The following is a 15,491-nucleotide window of genomic DNA, read 5'->3' as shown; positions in this document are numbered from 1 at the left end:
GGGTGTTCCTTTTACGTTTACTGTTTTCTTCTTTTACTACTGTTTTCTTCTTTTACTACTTTTACTACTTTCTTCTTTTTTACTCTGGCGACTTGGATTAAAACTGATAACTCAGACTAAATCCGGTGGTTACATGGCCGGTACGGAAACCTTGCGGCTTATGAATAGGCGTACCGATAAAATACGCATAATCCAAGCCCCACAGATTGCCGCGCAAACCGACCGCGCCGCCAACCAGATGACGACCGAGAAGCTTGGCCGTACTGCGCCCGCGTACCACGCCTTTATCGATGGCAAGGTACAGTTCATGTCCGCTTGCCATCACATTCCACGCCAATTCATTGCGCCATAACCAGCCGCGGTCACCGCTTAAGGTCAATTCGCCGTCAAAACCGCGCACCGTGTAACGCCCGCCGATACTCAAGCGCTCTTGCGGAACAAGCGGGGTTTTGTTCCATTGCCCTCGCCAACCGGTACTCAATTGCCACGGCTGTTCGCCCAGTTTGAACGGTTGCTTGAAGCTGATTTCGGCACTGATGATTTTCGGGCGCGACGTGCCTTCGCCATGCGCCTCTTCCGGCGCCGCCAGCGAACGGTTGGCGCCGGTGCCGCGTTTATAGTCGAAGGAGAAATCTAAGGTGGCACTGCCGAGATATTCACGGTGATTCAGCCCGATTTGCCAACCTGCCATGCGCCGACGTTGCACATCGATTTCCGACCGGTCCACAAAGTTCGCGGTGCGGCGATGCCAGACACCAACTGTCGCCGTCGTTTTGCGGCTGCCGTCACGATATAACGTCCGGGAAAGGTTGGCATTCAAATGGGTGCTTTTGCCGGCATATTCATAATCGGTGAACGGGCCAAACACCGTTTGGTGGTAATCATATTGTGACCCGGACACGCTCAACAGCCAATTTTTCCACGGCACGCCGTAATACAGGCTGGTATTGTTGCTGCCGCGCGCACCGTCATCATCGCTGCCGCGTTTGAAACTGTGTGTAAAAGAAGCGTAAAACAGATCGTTCAACGACAACATGTTTTCAATCGACACCGTTGCCGTGCCCTGCAACCGCCCGGTCGCTTTACTGCCGCTATCGTCCAACGATAAAGACAAGCGATAAGGAAAGCGCTGTTGAAAATCAATCTGCAAATCACTTTCGCCCGGCTGCGCGCCATTGCCTTGCGCCGGGATGATTTGGATATCGGCATCGGCGTGCGGCGGGCGTTTCAGGTTTTCCAAGCCCTGTTCGATAGCGCGGATATTCAATAACGCCCCGCTTTTCGTCGGCAACGCAAACCACACCGTGGCCAACGTGGCTTTCGGATAATCGCTGTTATCCCGTAATTGAATTTGCCTTACTTTGCCGGGAATCACGGTTAAAATCAGCTTCCCGCTGCGTAAATCCTGCGGCTGCACCAACACCCGCGTGGTGACAAAACCCTTTTCGATAATCGCGTTTTGAATCCGATTAATCAGAATGCCGATGCCTTCACCGCCGATACAATGCGGCAGGGAAAAATCCCGTGCTTGATACACCGCATCCAACGCCCAATCGAATTGGCTTCTCGGCGGTCGTACACCTTTTAAAGCGTATGCAGTCATGTCAGTTTGGGTAAGTTCGAGGTCAGTCAGGTAAAGTTCAGAAATGGTCAGGCATTGGGCTTCGGGAATTAACAGGGGGCGTTCTTGAGTGGTTTCGATATCGCTTTGAAACCGCACTTCCGGATGATTGATTTGTTGCCGTTGAATTGAAAGGGTTTGTTCCTGCTGGCGTTGTTGCTGCTGAGCATCAAACGTCAGATCATCTGTGCTAGGTGCGGTGGGGGTTGCTGCATTTACTGTAGCCAGTATGTTAGTTATTGATAAAATTAGATTAAATCCAATAAAAGATAACTTAGAAGAGAATGACATGATATTCCTAACCAGGCAATAAAAAAATCTTATGGAGTATAACGTTATTTGATGTATTTTCCTAGATGTAAAACTCAGTAAATACTCATCCCAGGGCTTCCTGACAATTTGTTTATGAGGGGATTTTTGTTCCTGAAAATGTAAATGCAAGGCAAAAAACGCAGTAAGATTGGACATCTTTCGAGGCTTTTTAACGCAGCAGATGCGTTTTCAGGGGCGAAAAGTAACCGTAAATCGAATTGTCAGGAAGCCCTAGCGTCGCTACTTCTCGGTCTACGAATAAGACAACGATCCACTCTTGCCTTCTGGTAAACACAATATGGCAAAAAATCCGATGTCTGTCGGCAAAAGTGCGGTTTGGCGGGGTTTGGGTTTCGCACAGCCCGTCGATTTTTTTCGGGCAGCGGCGTTGGAACGGACGCTAGCGCAAGTGATCGAAGCAAAAATGGCGTTGATAACTGATCGCCAAATCGCGCACCGCTAACGCTGTTTCCACTTGTTCGCTTAAAAGTGCGGTCGGCTGTTGATGTTTAACTGCATTTGGCGTATTCGTCCGAACGCAAAATTGGTATATCTAAGGCACTATCGTCTAAGCTAAAAGAGATCCGGATCGGCTTAGGTTGCTTTGCCAATAATTGCAACAATAATGCCGACCATTTCGGCTGCTGAAACGGTGCGCCGATACGCAATAATTCACGCCCCATACCGCCGTCGAGTAGTGTAAATGTCATATGAACCTCACTGTTGTTTTGCAAAGCAAAACAGAGAACGGCATTTAAAATAGCAAGGGGGCGCCTCTTTCTTTTTCAACCTGAAACGGTTATAGTTTGCGCGTTTTTTCTCCATTATTTTGTCACAATACAAGGATTTTTTATGGCATTTGCCTCTCTTTTTACACTGTTAGATGATATTACTGCGGTATTGGATGACGTCGCGCTAATGACCAAAGTTGCCGCCAAGAAAACCGCCGGCGTGGTCGGGGATGACTTGGCATTAAACGCCAATCAGGTTGCCGGCGTCAAAGCCGAACGCGAATTACCGGTGGTGTGGGCGGTGGCGAAAGGCTCGTTTTGGAATAAAGTGATTTTAGTGCCGTTAGCACTGCTGATTTCCTCCTTTTTCCCGGTCGCCATTCCCTATTTATTGATGATTGGCGGTGCTTATCTCTGTTTTGAAGGCGTGGAGAAAATTTTTCATAAATTGCTGCATAAACATGACGAGAATGAAAGTGCGGTCAGCGGCGAGATGACCCCGGAGCAAGAGCAAGAAAAAATCAAAGGCGCAATCCGCACCGATTTTATTCTGTCGGCGGAAATCGTCACCATCGCCCTCGGCATGGTCAGTGATTACAATCTGCTGACCCAAGCGTTAGTGCTGTCCACTATCGCACTCGGCATGACGGTGTTGGTGTACGGTTTGGTCGGCGGGATTGTCAAACTGGACGACCTCGGCTTTTGGCTAATGCGCAAACCCAGTGCGGTCAGCCAAGCCATCGGGCGTGGGATCATTGCCGTAATGCCGCACTTTATGCGCCTGTTAAGCGTGGTCGGCACATTAGCGATGTTCTTGGTCGGCGGCGGCATTATCGCCCACAACTTCGGCTTGATCCACCACTGGCTGGAACAAATGCACTGGCTCGACGGCTGGCAATTCAACCTTGCCGCCTTGCTGATCGGCGTTGCCTGCGGCGCATTGGTGCTGGCGGTGGTGGCGACCTTCACTTCGTTGTTTGGCAAAAAGCCCGCGACGCATTAACTTATTTCGTGCAACAAGGCAAAGTGCGGTTAGTCATCTGTGATCTGACCGCACTTTTGCTTTCAACAAGCATAAGAAAAATATGCCTATAATTTAGTGCCTTAATTCGAGGCTCAATACGGAGAATTTCCTTATGCAAAATTCACAACGATCACTACAGCTTTTTTCCGCCTACTTTAATGATTGGGTAGCCACTTATAAAGAGGGGGCAATCCGCCTGGTTACTATGAAAAAATATCAGGCAACGCAATATTGGATTAAACTGCTTGCGCCAACACTTCAGGTAAAGGATTTAAGCCGAATCAGTTACCAAAAACTCTTAAATGATTATGCGCAAACTCACGAAAGACAAACTACCCTTGATTTTCATCATCAACTGAAAGGGGCGATTCTTGATGCCGTTGATGAAGGGCTGATTGAAAGTGATCCTACCCGTAAAGCAATCATCAAAGGCAAAACACCCAGAGGCAAAAAAATCAAATACCTGAATCAATTTGAACTGCAAGCCCTGCTCAACAGCTTGAACTTGCCGCCGATGCTGAACTGGGAATGGTTTATTTTGCTGATTGCCAAGACCGGCATGCGTTTTTCCGAAGCCTTGGCGATTACTCCTGCGGATTTTGATTTTGCCCACCAAACATTGCAAGTCAATAAAACCTGGAATTACAAAGAAAACGGCGGTTTTTCACCCACCAAAAACCGCTCTTCGGTGCGCAAAATCCAAATTGACTGGCAGACGGTGATTCAGTTTTCCCAATTAGTCAAAAATATGCCGCCCGAACAACCGATTTTTCACCGGCAAACAGCGGTTTACAATTCCACCATCAACGGCATCCTGACCCGTTTGTGCCAAAAAGCCAAGGTTTCCGCGATTACCATTCACGGTTTGCGCCATACCCATGCTTCGCTATTGCTATTTGCGGGTGTGTCGATTGCCAGTGTTGCCCGTCGGCTGGGACATTCAAGCATGACCACTACCCAGCATACCTATATCCATATTATTCAAGAGCTTGAGAATCAAGATACCGATATTGTGATGCGCCATTTGGCTGGACTTTGCTAGTTAATTCCGGCGGGTATAGACCCGCCCTATTCTGATTATTTCCCAGTCTTAATATAGGATGACTGACGTTGATGAGAAGCGATAGCCTCATCCAGCTGTTTGAAAAAGTTGCCGATCAATTTTTGTTCATGAATATCAGGAATTAATAAATTTTGTTTGGCAATATCTTTTGTATTTAAAGTTGTCATCATCAATGTTTTTGTTGTTGCTTTAACAAGAATATGTTTCATTACACTTTCATTGTTGATGTAAATCTTCATGAAACTTACATCCATGTCAACTTTAGGTCTATATACATTAAATACATGAGATACTATTCCATCTCTCAAGTCATTCAGAACAAATCTGCCAAAGGAAAAGTTTTTCGATTTATTTCCCTCGAAAGCAATATCTCCATAGTGGAGAATGTTATAGGTTCTCATGTAATCATCTGATGATTCTCGCTCATTCGGCACTAGTTTCATTTGAGCGACAGATATAACAGTATCTGATGAAAATCGTAAACTTGAATTCTTCTCACTTGATTTTTCCCATACGGCTTCAAACTTTCGCTGTTCCCAAGCGTGTGTATTTTTAATGATAGATTTTCAGAACCATTTCACACACGCTTGGGAACAGCGAAAGTTGGGGGATGTGGCGGATATAGTGCGAGGGGCTAGCCCACGTCCTATACAAGATCCTAAATGGTTTGATGACACAAGTAACGTTGGTTGGCTGAGAATATCTGATGTAACAGAGCAGAATGGGCGAATCTATCAATTAGAACAACGAATATCAAAATTAGGGCAAGAAAAAACACGCGTTTTGACCGAACCGCACTTGCTATTAAGTATTGCGGCGACGGTTGGCAAGCCTGTTGTGAATTACATTAGTACAGGTGTACACGATGGTTTTTTAATATTTCAAAATCCTAAATTTGAACGTGAATTTATGTTTCAATGGTTAGAGATGTTTAGAAGTAATTGGCAACGATATGGTCAGCCTGGAAGCCAGATAAATTTAAATTCAGATCTTGTTAAAAACCAGGAAATATTACTGCCAACTATCGCCGAACAAACCGCCATCGGCAACTTTTTCAAGCAGCTGGACGAGGCTATCGCTTCTCATCAACGTCAGTCTCCATTGCTCTTAGCCATTAAAAAGGCCATTGCCGCAACCGCACCGGCAATGGCTTTCAAAGCATTTTCAAACTAGATATTCACGCCCAGCAATCTCAGCTGTTCATGGATTTTCTGCTCTAATTCCGCAATTTCGCGGTTATCTTCCGCCAATTGCCGCAACACCTCGTCCAAGTCGATTTGCTCTTCTTCCTCAAAGGTATCCACATAGCGCGGGATATTCAGGTTGAAGTCGTTTGCCTTGATTTCTTCCAATGTGGCGAGATGGGCGTATTTGTCGATGCTTTGCCGTGCCTGATAAGCATTTACGATTTTGTCGATATGCTCATCGCTTAATTTGTTTTGGTTTTTGCCTTTTTCAAACTCGTTGCTGGCATCGATAAATAAAATATCCTTGGTTTGGCGGTTTTTCTTGAATACCAAAATGGCGGTCGGAATGCTGGTGCCGTAAAACAAATTGGCAGGCAGGCCGATCACCGTATCGAGCTGGTTTTTTTCAATAATGGTTTGGCGGATATGCGCTTCTGCCGCACCACGGAACAGCACACCGTGCGGCAGCACAATCGCCATCGTGCCGTTGTCGTTCAAGTGATAAAGGCTGTGTTGGATAAAGGCATAGTCGGCTTTGGAAGCCGGTGCGAGCTTGCCGTAAGGTGCAAAGCGCGGATCTTTCAGTTTGGTGTCGGCATTGTCCCATTTCGCGGAATAGGGCGGATTGGCAACCACGGCATCGAAAGCGCGCGGCTGATCCACGCCTTTGTCGTCGGGGCCGTCCGGCCAGTCGCCTTCCAGCGTATCGGCATTGTGCAGGGTCATATTGTAATAACCGACATTGTGCATCATCAGATTCATGCGCGCCAAGTTGTAGGTGGTGGTGTTCAGCTCTTGTCCGTAGAAACGGATTGCCCCCTCTTTTTCACCGCCGGGCAATTCGGCGCGCACGGTCAGCAACAGCGAGCCCGAGCCCATGGTCGGATCATAAACCGAAAAGGCTTCTTTCGATTCGGCTGCATTTTGCGTCACCAGCTTTGCCAAAATTTTGCTGACTTGGTGAGGTGTGTAGAATTCACCGCCTTTTTTGCCTGCTGATGCCGCAAACTGACCAATCAAGTATTCGTAGATTTCGCCCAGAATATCTTTGCCGTCGTCGCTTTTGTATTGCACGCTGTCCACCAGTTTGACAATACCATTCAATGCCTTGGCGCGTGCGGTGGTGGAATTACCCAAGCGTGAATCACCCAAATTGATGTCGTTGAACAAGCCGCTGAAATCGGCATAGGCTTCTTTGTTGAGTTCGGAATTTTTGTTAAAGCTGTCGAACAAGGCTTGGTAATCGCTTGGGATCATTTCGCTGTTGTTGATTTTGTCCATCAGCGACGCCCAAGTATTTTCCGGATTGATGGCATAACCCAAGGAGGCCGAAATATCTTGCAGATAGTCGTCCAATTCATCGGCGGTTGCCTGCGCCCGATACAACTCATTGATGGATTTTCCGGCTTCCAACTCCAATACTTCATTCTTTGTCAGATAGTCTTCTTGTCGCTCAGACAAATAGCGGTAAAACATAAATGCCAAGATATAGTTTTTGTATTCCGACGCGTCCATATTGCCGCGAAGTTCATTGGCCATTGCCCAAAGTTTGGAAGTGATGTCTTGCAGATTGTTACTCATTTTTTAATACTCCGTTTTATCTTATTGTTTATACGAACATTTGTTGTAACAAGCCCTTTTTCAGGGTCTGCATATGTTCCAGTTTACGTTGATGAGAAGCGATAGCCTCGTCCAGCTGCTTGAAAAAGTTGCCGATGGCGGTTTGTTCGGCAAGAGTGGGATATATCAGATTTACTTCTTTCAAATCATTATTTCTTAAATGAACAACAGATTTTCCCTGAGCGCATTTAGCTAAATCTCTCTGTTGCCTCCCATAGGAAAGCACTAGAGCTAAAAAAATAGGATTAATAATTGGTAAAGGAGTAATAATATTTAAATCTCCACCTAAAATAACATCTTGTTTTATAACAGCTGATGCTCTAGCAATATCTTCAGCCGTTTCTCCAGATGCAGGAACAATAACTTCCTTACCGCTACTTTTAATTGTAGAACTCAATATATTGGAAACAAAAGTATCAACTTCATTAATTACTGATTGATATTTAGTATAAAGTCTGCCATATAAAATGATTGGAAATCCTTTATTGGTTAAATCTCCTTTAGAATAACCATTCCCTTTAGTAAAACTTGCCAGCAATTCCAACTTTCGCTGTTCCCAAGCGTCCGTAAAATTCGGGAATCTAAGCTCCGGAAATGCCTCTCCGTCTCTCGGAAACATTTTTTGCAGCATACTTTGCTTGAGTTTTTTCATTCGCTCATACTTACGCTGATGAGAAGCGATAGCCTCGTCCAGCTGCTTGAAAAAGTTGCCGATGGCGGTTTGTTCTTCGTGAATAGGAAATGGGATAGGCATTTGGGCAAATAATTTATCTTTGATGGCAAAACGATCTGCTCGTGCACCGGTATCGCCATTTTCTTCCATAAACCTATGCCAATGATTACTACTAAAATAGGTTTCTAAAAACTCATGCACAATGCCGTCTGTTCTGAAAACATAATAAAGTGGTGACATTACGCCAGTTCTACCCAGTTTATTCCGTTTTATTGGTCCAACAGGTGCTGAATTCGATATTCTTGGGTTGTAGACAAAATCATTATGCTTTACTACATAGTAGCCATTAAGATTACTTGAATTGGAAATATCTTTATCAAAGAAATCTCTTTGACTGACTATTCCAAATTCTGCTGAATTGGTAAATGTTTCAATATATACGCCATCTGTATTTTTTTGAGTTACCTTGCTGGAGATTTGATTTAACTTTCGCTGTTCCCAAGCGTCAGTGAAGTCGGGGAAGCGTAGTTTTGGCACAGCGTTGTTTTTTGTGTTCATTGTTACTCCATGTAGGGTGGGTCTTGACCCACCATTTCAAAATCATTGTGGTTAATTGGTGGGTCAAGACCCACCCTACGTTATGTTTTTTTTACGGCATTTTCCAAAATTTTTAAATTGCTCAAATAATCCCGCTCCACTTGGCTGAGGGTTTTGGCTTGGAATTTTTGATATTCTGCTTCCACTTTTTTCTCCATCTGCTGATGGGAAATATTGCCTTTACCGGTTAAAAGCGTTTCGCCGGTGGCGGTCAGGATAGTATCAACATGGGCAATCCAGTCTCGCATGGTCATGGCAATCTCTCTGTCGGCTTGGCGTTCGGCAAAATCCAGATAACCGGAAACAAGCTGATTCAGCCCTTTCAGTTCTTTTTCGGAGAGATAATTTTTGGCGGTTTTGGCTTCTTTCAGTGTTGGTAGCTCACCTTTAAAGGTGGTCAGCCCCATAAAATCCTGATCATTATCCACGCGGGAATAAATCAATTCTGCAGCGGTGTGTTGATGAATGGCGTAGTGCATTTTGTTTTGCACAGTAGCAAAAAACTGCTTGGCAGTTTCGCTTTTGCCGTCATAATCCTGACTGGTGGCGAATAAATCCAAGATCTGACGATAAAATACTTTTTCACTGGAGCGAATGTCTCGAATCCGAGCCAACAGCTCTTTGAAATACCCGCCGCCGCCCAATTCTTTCAAACGGCTGTCATCCATGGCAAAGCCTTTAACCAGATAGTCTTTCAATACATTGCTGGCATAGTGACGGAACTGTACGCCGCGCACCGAACGCACGCGGTAGCCGATGGCTAAAATTATATCGAGATTGTAGTAGGCAACTTGTTTTCGTTGAACTTTATCAGCCATTGCGCCGTGAGCAGTGGTTGTCAACTGATAGTTGACAACCACTTTTTCAGATAACTCCCCATCGGCAAAAATTGCTTTGATGTGTTTGCTGATGTTTTGCTTGCTGGTTTGGAACAGCTCGGCGATTTCCAGTTGGTTCAGCCATACCGTGCCATCTTGCAAGCGCAGAGAAATCGCCGCATTGCCGTCTTCGGTGTTGTAAATAATAATTTGGTTGCTCATTTAACATTTTCTCATCATTGCATTTAATTCACGTTGTCCGTTTTTTTAACCAAACGGTTTTTTAATTCGCTATGCACTTCATCCAGCAATATGACATCTTCCGCTTCGGCTTGTGCTGCCTGCCATTGTTTGCGGGCGGTATCGAATAGTTCGTATTGGGCGGCTGCCAGTGATTTCATCTGCTCGCGATTGCGCGAGCCTTTGCCTGCCAATATCTCAAAGCCGTTAAATGCCAATAATTGCTCTACATTGTTGCGCCAATAGGCAAGGGTTAAATCACGGCGGTTTTTCACCTGCAATTCGGCGGATTCCAAAAAGATGGTGCTCAAGCGGTTTAGGGTGTCGATTTCATCGGCATTGAGGTAGTTTTTGTCAATGATGATGTCGCCTTTGCGAACCACTTTGCCCTTCCATGCCTGCAAACCCATATTGGGCTGATTGGCATCGGCACGGCTGCACACCAGCTCTGCCGCTGTTTTGCCTGTGGCGGCATACAGCAATTTGTTTTGGGTTTCGGCAAAAAACATCTCGGTGGCTTTATCGCCGGGGTCGTAATCTGACGACAGTTTGAACAGATCACGGATTTTTTGATAAAACCGCATTTCGCTGGCTCGGATATCGCGAATCTGTTCAAGCAGTTCGTCAAAGTAATCCGGTCTGCCATTCGGATTTTTCAAACGTTCGCTGTCAATCAAAAAGCCTTTTTGCAGATAGCTTTGCAAATGCTGATTTGCCCAACGGCGGAACTGCACCCCTCTGGAGCTACGCACACGGAATCCGACCGCCAAAATCATCTCCAAGGCATAATGCTTTACCTTGTATTGCTTGCCATCGGTGGCAGTTATCAAGTAATCCTTGATAACTGAAAACTCATTTAACTCTTTGTCTTCCAATATATTTTTGATGTGCAAGGCGATATTTTGCACGGAGGTGTCAAAAAGTTCGGCAAGCCGGGCTTGGCTTAACCAAATATTGTCGCCCTGCACAAACAAGGCTACGTTGCTTTTGCCGTCGTCGGTGTTGTAGATAATGAAGTTGTCTTTCTGCATTTCGTTCATGGTTTTCCCTAGTGCTGTTCCGTCATGCGGTCTGCCAATTCGTAAATCGCCGCGCGTAAATCGTTGCCGTAACGGATTTTGCTTAATTGTTGTACTGTTTGGTCGTGCGCCAACGTACGGTAGTCTTTGCGCGCTTCGGCAATCAGGTCGCGGATTTGACCGTTGCCGTCGAGGTCTTGCACGCCGTATTGGTGTTTGGAAAACAGTTCGCGCATTTGTGCGCTGCTGATGATGTCGGTAATGCCCCATTTCACCCGGAAATCGAGGAAAGTGCGGTCGAGGCTGACATTGCTGGCTGCCTGGATAATCTGTTCGCTCGATTGCAGGTTGCGCACGGGATAGGTGATGTTGTCGGCTTCAGTCGGGTAGCTGCCGTTGAAAATGGCGGTGGCGGCATGGATGATGGTGCTGGCGTAACCACGATCTTCCAAACCATTGGCAAAGCGGGTGATTTCGGCGCGGGTTTGCTCGGCTTCTGCCATTTTCTGTTCGTGCACTTCGTTGAGCAGCCGCTCGACCAGCGCGGTGAGGTAGTCGTAATCGATTTTGACGTCTTTCACATGGGTCATGCGCAATTCGATTTGGTGCAGCGGGATTTTTTTACTCTCTGCCAAGTGCTGTTTCAATTCGTTTGCCAGCACGGTGGTGAGCATTTTTTCCTGCTCGGCGGTGATGCCCAAGGCGGCGAGCAAGACATCGGGCTGGTCGTAATCAAAGCCGATTTCGCCTGCTTCGGGGTTGTATTGCTTGAGTTTGGACATGCCGTTGTTGTAGTCGCGCAGCAAATCGACCATTTGTTCTTTGGCTTTTTCAGACGGCGGTAATTGATTGAAATCGTCAGTCATTCCGCCGATTTTTTGCACGGTGGCTTTCACCTCTGCCAACACTTCATGAAAGGGCTTTGCCAGCAAGCCGTCTTTTTGGTTGCTTTGGCGCTGCTCGTCGGGCGAGAGAATCGCCGAATCCTTGTTGGCATAGATGGCGAGCGCATCGTTCATCAGCTTTTCATTGTGCGCCGGCCAGCGGTAATTGACGATGCGTCCCCACGGTTTTTCTTTCATGTCGGCAATGCGGTTGGTGCGCGAATAGGCTTGAATTAAGCCCGCACCTTTCAAAGTGCGGTCTACATAAAGCGTGTTAAGTTCGGGCGCGTCAAAGCCGGTCAGTAGTTGATCGACTACGATCACCAAATCGAGAAATTGCTTGTCGGCGGCGGATTTATTCAGACGGCTAGTGACATCTTGGGTGTAGCGCGCCACATCGTCCATTGCAAATTGAGTGCCGAATTGCCGGTTATATGCCTCAATCGCTTCATGCAAACCGCGGTTGCTTTCAAGCATACTGTCGTTGTTGCTGGTATTGAGGCTGAAGGTGACCGCCACTTTCAGGGTCGGCAATCCGGCGGCTTGGTTTTCCGTGTTGACGCGTTGAAACTCGCGGAAATACATCATTGCCATCGGCGTGCTGGCTTTGCCGCCGCCGACGTGGGTGGTGAAGAGGGCGTTGTATTTGCCGTCGTTGGAGCGGTTGCGCCAGTTTTTGAAAATATCCGCCACCACCAGCTTCACATGGTCGGCATTTTCGTCGTAAAAGCTCGACTCGACTGCATCGTCCATATCTTCTTGGCTTAGGTTGGCGATTTTGTCGGCGATTTGCTGCTCGCTCCATTTCGGATACCGCACTTTATAAAATTCGGGCAGGTATTTGTTTTTCATCTGCACTTCGTCGATGGTGGTTTCAAAATCGACTTTGAAGCCCAACACATTGCGGTCGGCAATGGCTTCGCGAATGGTGTAAGCATGCAGTAACGGACCGAAAATGTCTTCGGTACGCAGGCCTTTGGTCGTGTCGTCAAACATCGGCGTGCCGGTGTAGCCGATCCAGGCGGAACGCTTGAAGGCTGCCTGAATTGCTTTGAAACTGTCGCCGCCGGTGGAGCGGTGCGCTTCATCGACGATAAAAACGATGTTTTTATCAGGCGCGACAAAGCGCTTGCGTTTGATCAGGGTGTCAAGTTTTTGTACCGACGTGACGATAATGTCGTTGCCCTTACTTTTGAGCTTGCGGCTCAAATCGCTGGTGTTGTTGGTGTCTTTGACCACGCCGCTTTTCACCAATTCGCCGACATCGCCGTCGGGATCGTAGGCTTGGTAGTTTTCGCTGGTCTGACGGGTGAGCGCAATGCGGTCGACCACAAACACCACTTTGTCCACGCGCGGCATACGGCTGGCAAGCCAGGCGGTTTTGAAACTGGTGATGGTTTTGCCGCTGCCGGTGGTGTGCCAGATATAGCCGACCTTGTTGTTGCCGAATTCGAAATCCACTTGTTTCAGACGGCTGATGATGTTTTGGGTGGCATACACCTGATACGGGCGCATCACTTTGAGCATTTGCTTGTTTTTAGTGCCGTCCAAAATCATATAATTGGTTGCCATTTGGTGCGCCATCGGAATACTGAGCATGGCATCGGCAAAAGCACGCCAATCGCGCACGATGGCGTTGCTGTCGCGGTGTTGCCAGTTGAAGGCGAAATCTTTGTTGAATTTGTCGACAGTGGTGTTTGCCATGTATTTGGCGTTGTTGGGCGTGAGGGCGACCAGAATTTGCAGAGTGGAAAAAATATCGCGGTATTGCCCCTCATCGATATATTGGTGCATCTGGTTCAGGGCATCGTTCACATCGAGGGTGTCGCGCTTTTCTTCAATCTGAATAATCGGCAAGCCGTTGATCAGCAAGGTGGTGTCGAACACGCGGTTTTGCTTGCCGTTGATGCGTGCCGGACGTTGGATTTGATTCACCACCTGATAGACGGTGTCGCCTGCGCCAACTTGTTTTTGGTCGAACACGGTCAAAAAAACATGACGGCCGTCATCCAAATCAATCTCGATTTGTGAAACGCCGTTCATGCCGTAGAGGAATTGCCCTGCCTGATAGGGTGTATACAAATCGGAAATAATCTTTTTCACCTGATTGAATTCCATTACACTCAACGGGTGTTCCAGCGTATTTTGGTTGTGCTGTTCGAGAATCTTTTTGAAGTTCTGCCATAAATCTTCGGTGGTTTTGATTTCGGGGTGATAACGCCAGCGTTTGGTGGCAAAATATTCCGCCTGCGGCTCGGCAATGGTATTGGCATTCTCAGGGCGGCGGATCACGCCGTGGCTCAAATATTGGATCAGTTCGGTTTCAAATTGGCGTTCATTCATGCTCGCTTGCTCCTGCCAGTAAGAGATTAATCTGTTGGGTCTGCCGTTCGGCTGCCTGCTGTTTCAATGCTTGCAGGCGCTGCTGCATCAGGTAAATATTGCCGATGATTTTTTGCTTTTCCAAAGGGGGAAGTGCGGTCAGGGTCAGGGCTTTGAGCTGCGCCAAGGTGTATTTCAACACACTTGACCCCTGCAAAGCCGCTGCCCATTGCTTTTTGATGTGGCGGTTTTCATTCAACAGATACACCAAAAATGCGGCATCCAGACCTTGTTCGGGCAGCAGCTTGATGTAATTTTGCGTTTGAATCATGCCGCCATGTTGCTCACCAACCATTGCCGCTTTGCCGGAAATCAGGCTGAACACCACATCTCCGCTAGCCAGCAGACAAACCTTGTCGAAGGTGGCAACGCTTTTGCTTTCAGACGGCATCGTCGCCATGCCGGACAAATCGGCGGCAAGATGGTGCTGGGCATACCAGATGTACACCGGCGCGCTGCTATCTGTTGATTCCGTAACCCGGAATTGAGGCGAGCCGCTACCGAATTGCACATAATCGCTGAGTTTTTTCATGTCAAACCAAAAAGTGATTTTAATTAATTACAAATTAAAATCAGCATACGCCGTTCATCTTATGCAGTCAATCTTTTTATTTGTAGTTTTTTGAAATTACAAAAATGGTGATCGTATAATATTGAAAAATGCCTTCTGATTACATTACTATTTTTTATATCCCATTCCGATACAACCGAAAACACACCTCGCCGCCGATTTTCTCTTTCAGCAGTTGCCAATTTGGCGGTACATTAATCTCGCCCAGTTGCTTTTCGCTTTCAACATAAACCAAGGCGTCGGCAGCCAGCCAATTGCCGTGGTTTAATGCTTCTAAAGTCGGCGCAAGCAACCCTTGTTGAAACGGCGGGTCGAGAAACACAATATCAAACGGCGCATGCGGATTGCCATTGGCGAGCAGTTGCAGGGTGTTGCCTTGTTGGATTAAACCCTTGCTGCAATCCAGTCGTTGTAGATTTTGCTGCAACTGCTTGGCAGCGGCTTTGCCCAATTCGAAAAATTGAACCGCACTTGCTTGGCGCGATAATGCCTCAAAACCCAAGCTGCCACTGCCGGCAAAGCAATCCAGACAACGTGCGCCGACGATATACGGCATTAGCCAGTTAAACAACGTTTCTTTAATTCGGTCAGTAGTCGGGCGTAAGCCTTGGCTGTGCAACACCGGCAATTTACGCCCGCGCCAAAGACCGGCGATGATCCGCACTTCGCCTTTGTTTTTACTGGCGGGTGGTTTGCCCTGGCTTTTTTTGATGGCGTTAAACGCGTTGGCTTGCGGTTTTTTCATGATG

Annotated in this window: 13 protein-coding genes and 1 pseudogene; 4 read left to right on the top strand and 10 right to left on the bottom strand. The window is 47.0% G+C overall.

Features of this window, described 5'->3' with window-relative positions; all coding sequences use genetic code 11:
• Positions 1-97: 97 nt before the first annotated feature.
• A complete protein-coding gene (locus ACQ31U_RS05345; protein ID WP_431054042.1) occupies positions 98-1,912 on the bottom strand; it encodes a ShlB/FhaC/HecB family hemolysin secretion/activation protein in 1,815 nt (604 codons plus the stop codon).
• Between the two features lie 319 nt (positions 1,913-2,231).
• On the opposite strand from ACQ31U_RS05345, the gene ACQ31U_RS05340 reads away from it, so the two are divergent.
• Positions 2,232-2,396, top strand: a complete 165-nt coding sequence (locus ACQ31U_RS05340) for a hypothetical protein (RefSeq protein ID WP_431054041.1) — start codon at positions 2,232-2,234, stop codon at positions 2,394-2,396.
• 154 nt (positions 2,397-2,550) lie between these two features.
• Here ACQ31U_RS05340 and ACQ31U_RS05335 read toward each other — a convergent pair.
• Positions 2,551-2,643: pseudogene (locus tag ACQ31U_RS05335) on the bottom strand (homocysteine S-methyltransferase family protein); the annotation flags it as partial.
• A gap of 142 nt (positions 2,644-2,785) precedes the next feature.
• On the opposite strand from ACQ31U_RS05335, the gene ACQ31U_RS05330 reads away from it, so the two are divergent.
• Together ACQ31U_RS05330 and ACQ31U_RS05325 are read left to right on the top strand one after the other, a co-directional pair.
• Positions 2,786-3,667, top strand: coding sequence for a DUF808 domain-containing protein (locus ACQ31U_RS05330; RefSeq protein ID WP_431054040.1), 882 nt, complete (start codon positions 2,786-2,788; stop codon positions 3,665-3,667).
• A gap of 133 nt (positions 3,668-3,800) precedes the next feature.
• Entirely contained in the window at positions 3,801-4,730 is a 930-nt protein-coding gene (locus ACQ31U_RS05325; protein ID WP_431054039.1) for a site-specific integrase, read from the top strand.
• A gap of 35 nt (positions 4,731-4,765) precedes the next feature.
• Here ACQ31U_RS05325 and ACQ31U_RS05320 read toward each other — a convergent pair whose 3' ends face one another.
• Positions 4,766-5,152: a restriction endonuclease subunit S gene (locus ACQ31U_RS05320; protein WP_431054284.1), complete on the bottom strand. Its 387-nt coding sequence runs from the start codon at positions 5,150-5,152 to the stop codon at positions 4,766-4,768.
• Positions 5,153-5,306: 154 nt separating this feature from the next.
• Between ACQ31U_RS05320 and ACQ31U_RS05315 the strand changes: the two genes are divergently transcribed.
• Positions 5,307-5,924: a restriction endonuclease subunit S gene (locus ACQ31U_RS05315; RefSeq protein WP_431054038.1), complete on the top strand. Its 618-nt coding sequence runs from the start codon at positions 5,307-5,309 to the stop codon at positions 5,922-5,924.
• Here ACQ31U_RS05315 and ACQ31U_RS05310 read toward each other — a convergent pair.
• From ACQ31U_RS05310 to rsmD, 7 genes are all read right to left on the bottom strand, one after another.
• Complete coding sequence (locus tag ACQ31U_RS05310; RefSeq protein ID WP_431054037.1) at positions 5,921-7,519, bottom strand: type I restriction-modification system subunit M; 1,599 nt, start codon at positions 7,517-7,519, stop codon at positions 5,921-5,923. The genes ACQ31U_RS05315 and ACQ31U_RS05310 overlap by 4 nt on opposite strands.
• A gap of 28 nt (positions 7,520-7,547) precedes the next feature.
• Positions 7,548-8,789 carry a restriction endonuclease subunit S gene (locus ACQ31U_RS05305; protein ID WP_431054036.1) on the bottom strand — a complete coding sequence of 414 codons (1,242 nt, stop codon included), beginning with the start codon at positions 8,787-8,789 and terminating at the stop codon, positions 7,548-7,550.
• A gap of 80 nt (positions 8,790-8,869) precedes the next feature.
• Positions 8,870-9,868 carry a virulence RhuM family protein gene (locus ACQ31U_RS05300; RefSeq protein ID WP_431054035.1) on the bottom strand — a complete coding sequence of 333 codons (999 nt, stop codon included), beginning with the start codon at positions 9,866-9,868 and terminating at the stop codon, positions 8,870-8,872.
• A gap of 23 nt (positions 9,869-9,891) precedes the next feature.
• Positions 9,892-10,926: a virulence RhuM family protein gene (locus tag ACQ31U_RS05295; RefSeq protein ID WP_431054034.1), complete on the bottom strand. Its 1,035-nt coding sequence runs from the start codon at positions 10,924-10,926 to the stop codon at positions 9,892-9,894.
• Positions 10,927-10,934: 8 nt separating this feature from the next.
• A complete protein-coding gene (locus tag ACQ31U_RS05290) occupies positions 10,935-14,132 on the bottom strand; it encodes a type I restriction endonuclease subunit R (RefSeq protein WP_431054033.1) in 3,198 nt (1,065 codons plus the stop codon).
• On the bottom strand, positions 14,125-14,703 hold the full coding sequence (locus ACQ31U_RS05285) for a restriction endonuclease subunit S (protein WP_431054032.1): 579 nt from the start codon (positions 14,701-14,703) through the stop codon (positions 14,125-14,127). Before ACQ31U_RS05285 ends, ACQ31U_RS05290 begins: the two co-directional genes overlap by 8 nt.
• Before the next feature lie 154 nt (positions 14,704-14,857).
• Positions 14,858-15,487: a 16S rRNA (guanine(966)-N(2))-methyltransferase RsmD gene (rsmD, locus tag ACQ31U_RS05280; protein ID WP_431054031.1), complete on the bottom strand. Its 630-nt coding sequence runs from the start codon at positions 15,485-15,487 to the stop codon at positions 14,858-14,860.
• Positions 15,488-15,491: the final 4 nt, after the last annotated feature.

Origin of the sequence: Testudinibacter sp. TW-1 (assembly GCF_050613185.1) — a bacterium.
Taxonomy (GTDB): Bacteria; Pseudomonadota; Gammaproteobacteria; order Enterobacterales; family Pasteurellaceae; genus Chelonobacter.
This window is presented reverse-complemented; position numbering and strand designations above follow the sequence as displayed.

What these genes read in the sequence shown, in the direction of transcription:
- ACQ31U_RS05345 (WP_431054042.1), bottom strand. Translation starts at nt 1,912, where the DNA reads ATGTCATTCTCTTCTAAGTTATCTTTTATTGGATTTAATCTAATTTTA.
- ACQ31U_RS05340 (WP_431054041.1), top strand. Translation starts at nt 2,232, where the DNA reads ATGGCAAAAAATCCGATGTCTGTCGGCAAAAGTGCGGTTTGGCGGGGT.
- ACQ31U_RS05330 (WP_431054040.1), top strand. Translation starts at nt 2,786, where the DNA reads ATGGCATTTGCCTCTCTTTTTACACTGTTAGATGATATTACTGCGGTA.
- ACQ31U_RS05325 (WP_431054039.1), top strand. Translation starts at nt 3,801, where the DNA reads ATGCAAAATTCACAACGATCACTACAGCTTTTTTCCGCCTACTTTAAT.
- ACQ31U_RS05320 (WP_431054284.1), bottom strand. Translation starts at nt 5,152, where the DNA reads ATGAGAACCTATAACATTCTCCACTATGGAGATATTGCTTTCGAGGGA.
- ACQ31U_RS05315 (WP_431054038.1), top strand. Translation starts at nt 5,307, where the DNA reads ATGATAGATTTTCAGAACCATTTCACACACGCTTGGGAACAGCGAAAG.
- ACQ31U_RS05310 (WP_431054037.1), bottom strand. Translation starts at nt 7,519, where the DNA reads ATGAGTAACAATCTGCAAGACATCACTTCCAAACTTTGGGCAATGGCC.
- ACQ31U_RS05305 (WP_431054036.1), bottom strand. Translation starts at nt 8,789, where the DNA reads ATGAACACAAAAAACAACGCTGTGCCAAAACTACGCTTCCCCGACTTC.
- ACQ31U_RS05300 (WP_431054035.1), bottom strand. Translation starts at nt 9,868, where the DNA reads ATGAGCAACCAAATTATTATTTACAACACCGAAGACGGCAATGCGGCG.
- ACQ31U_RS05295 (WP_431054034.1), bottom strand. Translation starts at nt 10,926, where the DNA reads ATGAACGAAATGCAGAAAGACAACTTCATTATCTACAACACCGACGAC.
- ACQ31U_RS05290 (WP_431054033.1), bottom strand. Translation starts at nt 14,132, where the DNA reads ATGAATGAACGCCAATTTGAAACCGAACTGATCCAATATTTGAGCCAC.
- ACQ31U_RS05285 (WP_431054032.1), bottom strand. Translation starts at nt 14,703, where the DNA reads ATGAAAAAACTCAGCGATTATGTGCAATTCGGTAGCGGCTCGCCTCAA.
- rsmD (WP_431054031.1), bottom strand. Translation starts at nt 15,487, where the DNA reads ATGAAAAAACCGCAAGCCAACGCGTTTAACGCCATCAAAAAAAGCCAG.